Source organism: Ruminococcus sp., from assembly GCF_024684275.1.
In genome coordinates this window covers 1-11049 of the sequence record NZ_JAIKXF010000123.1, presented here as the reverse complement: position 1 = coordinate 11049, position 11049 = coordinate 1, and the positions used below count along the sequence as shown (strand labels likewise).

Annotated in this window: 11 protein-coding genes; 8 read left to right on the top strand and 3 right to left on the bottom strand. The window is 44.1% G+C overall.

All coding sequences use genetic code 11. The annotated features are described in order from the left end of the window. From K5677_RS13530 to K5677_RS13495, 8 genes are all read left to right on the top strand, one after another. The coding region (locus K5677_RS13530; RefSeq protein WP_296729011.1) for a methyltransferase domain-containing protein at positions 1–281 on the top strand (281 nt) is incomplete at its 5' end. A 13-nt stretch (positions 282–294) separates the two neighbouring features. Then, positions 295–1080, top strand: coding sequence for a class I SAM-dependent methyltransferase (locus tag K5677_RS13525; RefSeq protein WP_296729008.1), 786 nt, complete (start codon positions 295–297; stop codon positions 1078–1080). Between the two features lie 3 nt (positions 1081–1083). Continuing rightward, positions 1084–1596 carry a hypothetical protein gene (locus K5677_RS13520; RefSeq protein WP_296729006.1) on the top strand — a complete coding sequence of 171 codons (513 nt, stop codon included), beginning with the start codon at positions 1084–1086 and terminating at the stop codon, positions 1594–1596. Between the two features lie 6 nt (positions 1597–1602). Continuing rightward, on the top strand, positions 1603–2091 hold the full coding sequence (locus K5677_RS13515; protein ID WP_296729003.1) for an isoprenylcysteine carboxylmethyltransferase family protein: 489 nt from the start codon (positions 1603–1605) through the stop codon (positions 2089–2091). A 13-nt stretch (positions 2092–2104) separates the two neighbouring features. Then, entirely contained in the window at positions 2105–2308 is a 204-nt protein-coding gene (locus K5677_RS13510) for a hypothetical protein (RefSeq protein WP_366849488.1), read from the top strand. Between the two features lie 17 nt (positions 2309–2325). Then, positions 2326–2823: a hypothetical protein gene (locus K5677_RS13505; protein WP_296729002.1), complete on the top strand. Its 498-nt coding sequence runs from the start codon at positions 2326–2328 to the stop codon at positions 2821–2823. A 56-nt stretch (positions 2824–2879) separates the two neighbouring features. Then, a complete protein-coding gene (locus K5677_RS13500; RefSeq protein ID WP_296729000.1) occupies positions 2880–3113 on the top strand; it encodes a hypothetical protein in 234 nt (77 codons plus the stop codon). Positions 3114–3558: 445 nt separating this feature from the next. Continuing rightward, the gene (locus K5677_RS13495) at positions 3559–8025 is read left to right on the top strand and encodes an FMN-binding protein (RefSeq protein WP_296728998.1); all 4467 of its coding nucleotides are present in this window, start codon (positions 3559–3561) and stop codon (positions 8023–8025) included. A gap of 65 nt (positions 8026–8090) precedes the next feature. On the opposite strand, the gene K5677_RS13490 is transcribed toward K5677_RS13495, so the two are convergent. The 3 genes from K5677_RS13490 to K5677_RS13480 all read right to left on the bottom strand — a co-directional run. Further along, a complete protein-coding gene (locus K5677_RS13490; RefSeq protein WP_296728996.1) occupies positions 8091–8732 on the bottom strand; it encodes a formate/nitrite transporter family protein in 642 nt (213 codons plus the stop codon). Then, positions 8725–9474, bottom strand: a complete 750-nt coding sequence (locus K5677_RS13485) for a phosphotransferase (RefSeq protein ID WP_296728995.1) — start codon at positions 9472–9474, stop codon at positions 8725–8727. The genes K5677_RS13490 and K5677_RS13485 overlap by 8 nt, the downstream gene beginning before the upstream one ends. 14 nt (positions 9475–9488) lie before the next feature. Further along, positions 9489–11049: iron-containing alcohol dehydrogenase (locus tag K5677_RS13480; protein ID WP_296728992.1), on the bottom strand; the 1561-nt coding region annotated here is incomplete at its 5' end.

The following is an 11049-nucleotide window of genomic DNA, read 5'->3' as shown; positions in this document are numbered from 1 at the left end:
AAGAAAACAGTATCGACCTGATAACTGCATTCGAGACGGTGTTTTTCTGGAAAAAGCCGGAAAAAGGGTTCAAGGAAGTACACCGTACTCTTGTAAAGGACGGCTGCTTTGCGGTTATCAACAATTACGGTGATCCCAATGAGGATTGGGAAAAGAAAGTGCCGTGTATGACGAGATACACGGCAGAGCAGATAGCCAATATGCTCAAAGAAGTAGGATTTTCAGATATATCGGTGAATAAAAAGGATAATCTGTTTTTAGTTATGGGATACAAAAAATAAGGGAGTGTAATCAATGAGTGCAAATTATAAGAATTGGGTGCCGAATGGAATGATAACTGCGCTTACTGCCGGAACTGCGATTCTCGGTGCAGGGACGGCAGCACTGATGTGTGCAAAGATTGATCCGAAAGTGAAAAAAGCTCTCGTCGCAACAGCAGGTGCAGGTACACTTGTATGCGGCGCAATGACGGCTTGGAGCATCTATGCTCACAGCAAATTCTCTTATGACGGCGATCGTCAGCTTTCAAAAGAGATCGTTGAGGGAACTGCTGCATACATCACTCTTCCCGAAGGCGGGATAGGTCTTGATGTCGGCTGCGGAAGCGGTGCGTTGACTATCGCTTGTGCAAAGCAAAATCCGCAGGGACGAATGATCGGCATTGACCGCTGGGGTATGGAGTATGCTTCATTCAGTCAGCAGCTCTGCGAGGACAACTCCGATGCAGAGGGCGTTAATAATACCGAGTTTCATCAGGGCGATGCCTGCAAGCTGGATTACCCCGATGAGTATTTCGACGCAGTTACAAGCAACTATGTTTATCATAACATTGCAGGTGTGAATAAACAGGAGCTTTTGCGAGAAACATTGCGTGTACTGAAAAAAGGCGGTACATTTGCTATCCATGATATTATGTCAAAGGCTCGGTACGGTGATATGCAGCAGTTTATCAGCGAGCTGTATGATGAAGGCTATGAGGTCGCAGAGCTTATCGACACAACAGACGGTATGTTTATGACAAAGGGCGAAGCTAAAGTTCTTGGTCTCAGCGGTTCGTCACTTCTGGTCGGAAAGAAATAAATTATGATAATGAATGCGTTGATATGCGGTCTGATATGGTCGGTCATGTGGAGCGTCTATGTATTTCTGATACTGAAATTCTATCCGTTTTCCATGCTTCATGATTATCCAAAGGATATTCAGGCTGCGGCAGCAATAGATAAACCTACAAAAGAACAGGAAAAAGCAGCCAAACGGTTCGGTGCAGTCGGCGGTCTTATCATACTTGGTACTCTGCTTGTATTCGGATTGCTGCACTTCCACAGCGAACAGGTCTCTTTCCTACAGGTACTTAAATATTTGTTTATAGTCGCTATGACATGGAATGTTGTTGATCTGCTCGTTATGGACTGGCTTATCGTATGCACGATCACGCCGAAATGGGTAGTAATAAGAGGAACAGAAGGCTGCAAGGGATATAAGGATTACTTCTTTCACTTCAAGGGATTTCTCATAGGCTGTGTATATACCACTATCATGGCTGTGTTTTTTTCGGGGATAGACTATGGGATACTTCGTTTTTGGATATGGAGATAAGGTGATATGATGAAGAAAAAAGAACATTTACCGATTTTTGGAATAGGACCGTTTCTTGTAATAGGAATGGCAATTATTGCGGCGGTCGCTGTTTTATTATTCTCTTATGTGTTCAATATTGGCATATTAAGTGGTTTTTCTGCGATACCGCTGTGTGCTGTCGGAATTATTCTGACGATAACAGGTATTATTATCTGGTTTATCGGCGCAGTGCGTTCGGACATGGACGAGAATATCAAGGAAAATCACCTTAAAACAAATGGTATTTACGCTTGGGTAAGAAATCCCATGTACAGCGGCTGGTGGATACTTATCTCAGGGATCAGCCTTTTATGGCGTAATGTCTGGCTTATTCCAGTTATTTTCATCAACTGGTGCATTATGACTTTAGTGCTGAAAAACACAGAGGAAAAATGGCTGCGTGACCTTTACGGACAGGAATATGAGGATTACTGCAAGCGTGTCAATCGGTGTATTCCATGGAAACGGAGCTGAAAGGAGAATTTTTATGACAAGCGCAGAATACAAAGACTTATCCGTTAAGGAGTTTACAAAGGCTGCTGAGATATATGAATCAGATCATGCAAGCGTATATAATATGTGCAAAAAAGATTATCCTGATATACTCGCAGAATTGGAGAAAGAACCATTTACCGACCTTCTTGACTGCGGCTGCGGTACTGCACGCCGTAATAAGAAAAGCAGAGCTTGAAAGCGAGGAAGTATACTATGCTTTTAACGATTTTTCTTGCAATAGTTTTTTGTGCAGCGATAACATTGATGCTTTTATCAGCAGTAGCATTTGTACAGAAGAAAGAGTTTTTTGCGTCCGCACCAAAGGAAGCTCAGGAAGTGCTTCTGCCGAGAGAACATGAATTATTCTACGGTGCGAGAGCAATAGGCTGGACGCTGATGACATTCAGTATACTGATGATAGCAGGCGTAGGCGTAATATCAATTTGGGACGGTTTCAGAAGTGACTTTACGTTTTTGCAGTTCTTCCTGCGCTTCGTTTCCATATTCACCATTTACAAAATATACGACATGATCTGCTTTGATTATTTTCTTCTGATGAAATTTCAGTTCTTTCAGTTTTATTATCCGGAGGTCAAAAGTGCATATACAAGAAGAAAATACGGCTATAACATCAAAAGTCAGCTAATGAAGCTGTTTGTCATTTTTCCTGCCGCATCTGCGCTTGCAGCGTGGATATGCACATTGTTTTAAATAGCAATGAATTATTTAGCCTGCTGGATATAATTATTTGAAAAGGAGTATATTCAATGGAAAAATATGATATATCTCAGAAAATAGAGTTCAAAACAGGTACATACGAACTGAACAGCGATGCGAATTTCAATTTTCAGCTCAACCGTGTGATTATGTGGGACGGCGGCGATGCTGACGAGTTTGCCGCTGTATCTCAGAAAATCCGCACAAGCTCTTATTGGGTAAGCGCATTGGAACAGCTTGCAGAAAAAGCAGCGTTACACCGAAGCCTGCGAACTGTTTTATGATTATTACAGCGACTATTTCGACAAAGGTATCGTTGAGCAGCATAAAGTATAGTATTACGGCGGTTATCTGCCTGTTACGACGTAAAGAAGCGTTTTCAAAGCCACAGGTCAGGAATTCTTCTGCTGCAGCTTTTATTATACGTTCATGGCTCTCTTTCTTAGGCTTCGGCATTGTATCATCTCCTGTCAGAGAACAGTGTACTCTTAAATAAGAGTACACTGTTCTCTCTCGTTTGTCAATGCTGTAATGCAATTTCGAGTTTCAGCCAAAAAACAGAACGATATAAATAAAAAGGAGTAAATAGTACAGATGTTTTAAAGTACTGGATTATACTTGACATAAATGACAAATAGTGCTATACTTATTATGTTAGTAAATCCTAACAGCTTATTGTAAAGCAAGCTGTTAATTTATTATCAATATACAGTAAAGTGAGGTCAAAAAATGAAAAACAAACTACGAAAGAAAAGGATAGCATGCGCTGTATTATCTACAGCACTTCTGACTAATGCTTTTCATGTATCTGCTTTAGCCAATGCGGCTTCTTCTTATAAAGACGGAACGTATACAGGCACAGCAAGCGGATTTCTCGGTGATATCACAGTTTCTGTAACTGTTACAGACGGGGCTATAGCTGCCATAGACGTTACAGAGCAAAAAGACACGCCCTCATATTGGGAAAGAGCTGAAGCGGTGATACCTGAGATAATAACTGCAAACGGCACTGAAGGAGTTGACGCTGTAAGCGGTGCAACATACAGCAGTGAAGGCATAATAAATGCTGTTAATAATGCTCTTGCCAGGAGCACTGCTCCTGATTGCTTTGCGGACGGCTCAGGCAGCGCAAATGATCCCTTTGTTGTAAAAACAGCTGCTCAGCTTGCGGGATTTGCAGAAAGTGTTGACAGCGGCGAAAACTACCTCGGAAAGTACATCGTCCTTGACGCGGACATTGACCTGTCGGACATTGCAAACTGGAATCCCATAGGTGCTGAGGGTGCTGCAAGCAAGAATCTTGATAAGATATTTGCAGGAGACTTCAACGGCAGAGGTCATATCATTAAAGGTCTTAATATCAAAGCAAATGATGAAACAGCCTATACTGATGAAACCAATGTTGGATTATTCTCAACTCTTCTGAGTACGGCAAAGGTCTCAGGTATCAGGCTTGAAAATGTTGATATCAATGTTGCAGGCACAAAAGTTGTAAGAGCAGGCGGCATCACAGGTGATATCACAAGCAAGGCTGTTTCAAAGACAGATGGTCATGCGGTCATTGACAGCTGCAGTGTCAGCGGCTCTGTATCTGCCAAGACCAATGAAGCTATGGTCATGACAGGCGGTGTTGTGGGCAGAGCAGCAGGAAACGCTACTATTTCAAACTGTGTATCCGAAACAAGTATATATTCCGCATCGAATACCAAGATCGCATACGGTGCAGGAATAGTTTCAATGTCAGGCAACGACACATACATCGTAAACTGTGCAAATACAGGCGATATAAAGGTACTGACATCAAGCGGTCTGTCGCTGTATGCAGGCGGAGTTGCAGGTATGATGACTTCTGAGCAGTACAACTGCTTCTCGGCAGGCAATGTGACAGTCGGTACTATAGCGCAGTCCGATGCTTCAAACTGTGCAGGCATTATCAACGGAGCACTTATGCCTGCGGCTTCAGGAAAATATGATTATTATGCAGACAGTGCCGAGCTTAGATATATTGACGAATCAGGCGCAGAAACTTCTGTTGGGGCAGTATCTGACGGCGCAGGTTCTATGAACGCAGAGGGTACATTTGCAGCTGAAAAGGTCGCCGAAATAAACAGCAGTGAATTTGCAGACAAGCTCAATGAAAATCTCTATGATATTTCTAAAATCCTTGCAAATGAGAATAACACAGCAGAATTAAGGCTATGGAAGCTCTCGGACGAGGGAAAAATAACTCTTTCAGATGAAGTGTTCATAAATGATGTTATTGACGCTTCAATATTTGAATCGGGAAAAGGTACCGCAGAAGAACCATATATGCTCAAAACAGCAGACCAGCTTCGTGCGTTCGCTTCTTCTCTCTCAGAGCATATCGACTATTCGGGCGTATTCATTGAGCTTATGAGTGATATAGACGTATCCGATAAGGAGTGGACTCCAATCGGCAACAGCGACTATGTCTTCAACGGCAGCTTTGACGGAAAGGGTCATACCGTATCGGGCATGACTGTTGGAAGTGCGGAGAAAGCAATGGAGCTTGTACAGGATAAAAACTATATCGGCTTTTTCAGTGTTTTAGGCACAAATGCAGTGGTCAAGAATGTAAAGCTCACAAATGTGCTTATAAACGCCACATACAATGCAAGCGCATATGCAGGCGGTATAGCGGCATTTATGAACTCCGACAGCGAAGATTACAAAGGTGCCGTCATTGACAGCTGTGAAGTGAACGGCAGTATCAAATTGACCTCCGATAAGGGCAATAATTTTGTCGGCGGAATTGCCGCATACGTTTACAAGGGGGTTATCATCAACTGCAAGACTGATGTTGATGCATACTGCACGGTAACTAAGGGCAGCGCATTCGGTGAAACAGGCGGTTTGGCTGCACTTGTCAACAGAGGACTTGTTGCAAACAGCTACTCTCTCGGAAATGTTTACGGCAGCGGTAACCGCGAAGATGAGGGCATGGCAGTTATCAGCTCGCTTGTTGCTGTAAATGCAGGTTATCTTGTGAACTGCTACGGTGCAGGTCAGCATGAAACAAACGATTATTCAATATACACAGGCGCTGTATCAGGCTGGATAACAGGTATCGGACACACATACGACTGCTATTACAACGGTGAAGCTTCAATGAAGATAGGCGAAAAAACTGTTGACCCCGTTGCGGCTGTTGGTACGAGAGTATCATCGGGCGTAAGTGATGAGGGTATGGCGTATACAGGCGGTGTTGTGTACAATAACGAGGCTTATACCTCAAAGGATCACAGCAAGCTTGCAGAAAAGCTGAATGAAAACTTCAATGAGTTCCCCGTGGAGCTCACACAGTTCGGATTAACAAAAAGTTCGCTTAAAACATGGAAATACGACAGTGAGGTCACATTTGCTGACGAGTACGCAGAAGCTTCTTACGTACAGCCCGAGGCTGAGATAGTTAAAAAGGAAGAAGCGAAGCTCAACGACGGTACATGGTACGGACGTGATAAGGATAAAAAGGCAGTGGTTACTATCACAGTTGAAAACGGCGAAGTAACAAAGATTATTTCATCTGACGGTTCAACAAGCGGTGAGGTTTATGACGAGGCACTGCAAACTGCCAAGGACAAATCCACATACAATGACAAAACAACATATGCAGCAGCCGATGCTTCAAAATTTGCAGGCGGTATGGGCACTGAGGAAGAACCGTATCTTATCAGAACAGAAGCTCAGCTCCGTTATGTGGCTGAGGCTATGAATGATGATGTTGACTGGAAGGGTATCTGGTTCGCTCTTGACAGCGATATCACACTTACAGGCGATGAATGGCTGCCTATCGGTCACGCTATACAGGCAGAGATAGACGGTCAGAAGGAAACTGTTTCCGTTTATCCGTTCAGAGGAAGCTTTGACGGCAGAAACCATACTATATCAGGTCTTGCCATTGGAAGCAAGGAAGCTCCTGCCGATATTTATCTTTCCGGATTGTTCGGACTGGCAGCAGGCGAACACGACACAAATCTTACTCCCGAAGCCGATGAAGAGCTTGTTACTATCAAAAATATCAAGCTCAAGGATATCTCTATCAATGTTGACTCACGATATGAAGCGAATGTTGGCGGACTTATCGCATGGGCTCAGAACGGATTTGTTATCGACAATTGCTCCGTTGAGGGAACTATTAACGCTAAAACAAGAGAGTCCTTTGCAAGAATTGGCGGACTTGCGGGAAGCACCCTTCGCGGCACTATCACTGACTGCTGCACAAATGTTGAGATAAACGCTGCAACGGGAACTTCTTCCGTATACGCAGGCGGACTTGCAGGAATGACAAACCGCTCTGCACAGGTGAACTGCTATACTCTTGGAAATATAACTGCAAATGCAGAGAGCAACAACAAAGCAATGGTCGGCGGATTTACAGGTATGTCGGGCGGTACTAATATCAGCTGCTACACATACGGTAACGTCGAGTCGCTTATCACAACTGTAGATGTTGGCGGTATCAACGGACGAAACGCAGGTATATCACTGGATTACGAGTGCTGTTACAACGGAAGCGCAGTTTACAAGGCAGCAGGAAAGGAGATCACCGAAAAGACAGCTTCGGGTACAGTAGTCGGCGGAGAGCTGAAAACCTCATCAAAAACTGCCGCAGAAATGGCTTCTGATGAGTTTGTAAAAGCTCTGAATGCAAATAAAGAAAATATGCCGAAGATACTTGAAGATGTAAGTGCATATCTTGACGATATGATGTCGAATAACAAGGAGGGTCTCTCACATCTCCTGTTCTATACAAATGACGGAACAGACCTCAACAGCTGGAGCAAGGGTGATAAAGCACCTGTATTTGCTTCCGAAAATTATGTTGAAGCTGATGATAAGGATAATATAGCGTCAGACGAGGAGCTTTGCAGCTGGGCAGTTAATGATTATCAGAGCAAAAATAAAGTCACTGATGCAAGTGCTTCGATAAAGCGCACTTCTGACGGTGACCGTGAGATAAGTATCACTGACAGCAAGGGCAATGTGCTTGATAAATACACTGTTGATCCTGAAACAGGAAAGGGTGTAAATTCAGCGAATGAACCCGTTAATTTGCCTCAGACGGGTAATAATTCAATGTACAGGCTGTTTATTATTCTCGGTGCGTTTATGATGATCGGACTTGGAATGATCTGTATAAAAGGCAGCATGAAAGTACGCCGCAGAGAAGAATAAATATGCAAAAACAAACAAGGCAGGGAAATGAAGATCCCTGCCTTGTTTTTGTATGTTTGGTGGTATTAAATTGGAGTTATCTTTTTTATAAGCGGAATCATCATACCGCCTGCTGCATTGCCTGCTGCAACTGTCAGTATGTACGGTATATCTTCCGGAAAAGTTCCTGTCGAAAACATATAGAATGCGTCAGCAATTGAATGATTGAAGCCGCATATTATGAATATCATAACAGGTATGCATATACCGAAAACAAATGACATATCCGCCTTCTTTTTCCTGCTTTCCTTAGCGTTATCGACTGCAAGATACATGAGCATTCCGCAGAATGCACCAAGAATGAGCTGACTTGCAATGCTGTCGCTTGTTTTAGCAGCCATACATACCGCAGCTTTTTCATGAAGTGTCTGTGAAAAGCGCGTATGCTGAAGCAAGATCGCTGTTAATGCAGTGCCTGCAATATTACCGATAAGCGTGATGAGAGTTTCAATAATATAAACGGGAGAATTTTCGGGAATATATCCGACTTTTCCTGTGTAAAGGGCAAAGCCTCTCTGTACTATGGTGAACAGTCCGAAGCTGAAAAGAAAGCTGCCGATTATCTTATTTTCGCACAGCAGATACACCGCACCGCCGACGCTTATCATAATGCCCGAAAGCACTGCATTCAAAATAAGAACAATATATTTCCCGACGTTTTTATTCATAATCGACCACATTCACCCACGAAAGGAGAATGTCTTTTTCCTTGTCCTTTTTCTTAACGGACTGCGAAGCTGCGACTATGGGCATCCACGACTGCACGTACTTCTTTGCGGTATTGCTTTTTTTGCAGAAAAGGTCGAGGTACTTATCTGCGCCTGCGATATTTCCCTCAAGGCAGAAAGTGAGATACGTTCTTGCTGCGTCTGCCGAAGCATTGCCCTGGGTAGCGTGAGCCCAGTCGAGGATATATGGCTTGTTATCGGGAGTTATGATTATATTTGAGGGAGTATAGTCGCCGTGACAGAGCTTGTTGTGCTTTTTCATGCCGTCAAGACGGGTGTGGAGGTCATATTTTGTGGTCTCGTCAAGGTCGGTAAGGTCTATCTTGCGGTTCATTTTGTCTTTCAGACGGCTTAAAAGCGGACAATTTCTGGACTGGATATCAAGCTGTATATCCACGAACATTTCCATATATTCATCATACTTTTTCGGATTTGCCGCAATAAGGTCCGAGAGTCTTTCACCCTCGATAAACTGCGAAACGATAGCCCACTTTCCGTCGATTCTTGTGACCTCGAAAAGCTCGGGGACGTTCAGTCCCGTTTCCTCAACTCTCGCATGGTTGAGAGCTTCGTTGAGAACGTCTGACTTTGAAAATACCTCGTCAAACAGCTTTATGCACTTGTTTCCGTCGCGGAATATCTTCTTGTTTATTCTTTCTGAGATACAATTATCAAGTTTCATAGCATAGTCTCCTTTCAAGCCTTTGGATACTCTTTTTCAGTGAATGTTCTGCCGTAATAAGCGTTGAAGTATATCTGCTTTATCTCGCTGAGAAGCGGATAACGGGGATTTGCACCTGTACACTGGTCGTCAAAGGCATTTTCTGTCATTTCGTCGAGAGTAGCCATGAAATCCTTTTCGGAAACGCCGTAATCTGCGATAGTATCCTTTATGCCTATCTTATGGCGGAGCTCTCTTATAGCGGCAATAAGCTTTTCCAGCTTGTCCTTCGGAGTCTTTCCGCCAAGTCCCAGATAGTCTGCGACTTCTGCATAGCGTTCAAGAGTATGAGGGTGGTCGTACTGAGGGAAAGTACCCATTTTTGCAGGAGTTTCAGCTGCATTGAAACGCAGCACGTCTTCGATGACCAGTGCATTTGCGATACCGTGTGGAATGTGGTGATACGCTCCCAGCTTGTGTGCCAGAGAATGGCTTACTCCGAGGAAAGCATTTGCAAAAGCCATACCTGCCATCGTTGCAGCATTAGCCATTTTCTCCCTTGCCTCTGGATCATTGGGACCGTTGTCGTAAGCACGGGGGAGATACTCGAATATTATTTTCAGAGCCTTTAGTGCAAGTCCGTCTGTGAAGTCTGTCGCCATTACAGAGGCGTATGCTTCAAGAGCGTGAGTAACTGCGTCTATACCCGAAGCAGAGGTAAGTCCCTTTGGAGCGCTCATGTGGAGATCGGTGTCGATGACAGCCATATTCGGCAGGAGCTCATAGTCTGCAAGAGGATATTTTACTCCTGTGCTCTCATCGGTGATAACTGCGAAAGGTGTCACCTCAGAACCAGTTCCCGCAGAGGTGGGTATAGCCACAAAGTAAGCCTTCTCGCCCATTTTCGGGAAGGTGTAAACTCTCTTTCGTATATCCATGAAGCGCATTGCCATGTCGGCGAAGTCTGCTTCGGGGTGTTCATAAAGCACCCACATTATCTTTGCTGCGTCCATTGCAGAACCGCCGCCGACAGCTATGATAACATCGGGCTTGAATACTGATATCTGAGCCGCACCTTCCTTTGCACAAGCAAGTGTGGGATCGGGAGCAACGTCAAAGAACGAAGAGTGTTGTATGCCCAGCTCGTCAAGCTTATCTGTTATAGGCTTTGTAAAGCCGTTTTCGTAGAGGAACTTATCCGTAACGATAAAGGCGCGTTTCTTGTCCATAACGCTTTTCAGTTCATCAAGTGCAGTGGGCAGGCAGCCGCGCTTCATGTATATCTTTTCGGGAGCTCTGAACCAAAGCATATTCTCTCTCCTTTCGGCAACAGTTTTTATATTCAGCAAATGCTTTACCCCAACATTTTCGCTTACGGAATTTCCGCCCCATGAACCGCAGCCGAGGGTAAGGGACGGAGTGAGTCTGAAATTGTAGATGTCGCCTATACCCCCTTGTGATGATGGAGTGTTCACAAGTATACGACAGGTCTTCATTCGGCTGCGGAATTCTGCAAGCTTATCCTGCTGAGTGACAGTATCAAGATATATTGACGAGGTGTGACCGTATCCGCCGTCTGCTATGAGCTTTTCAGCC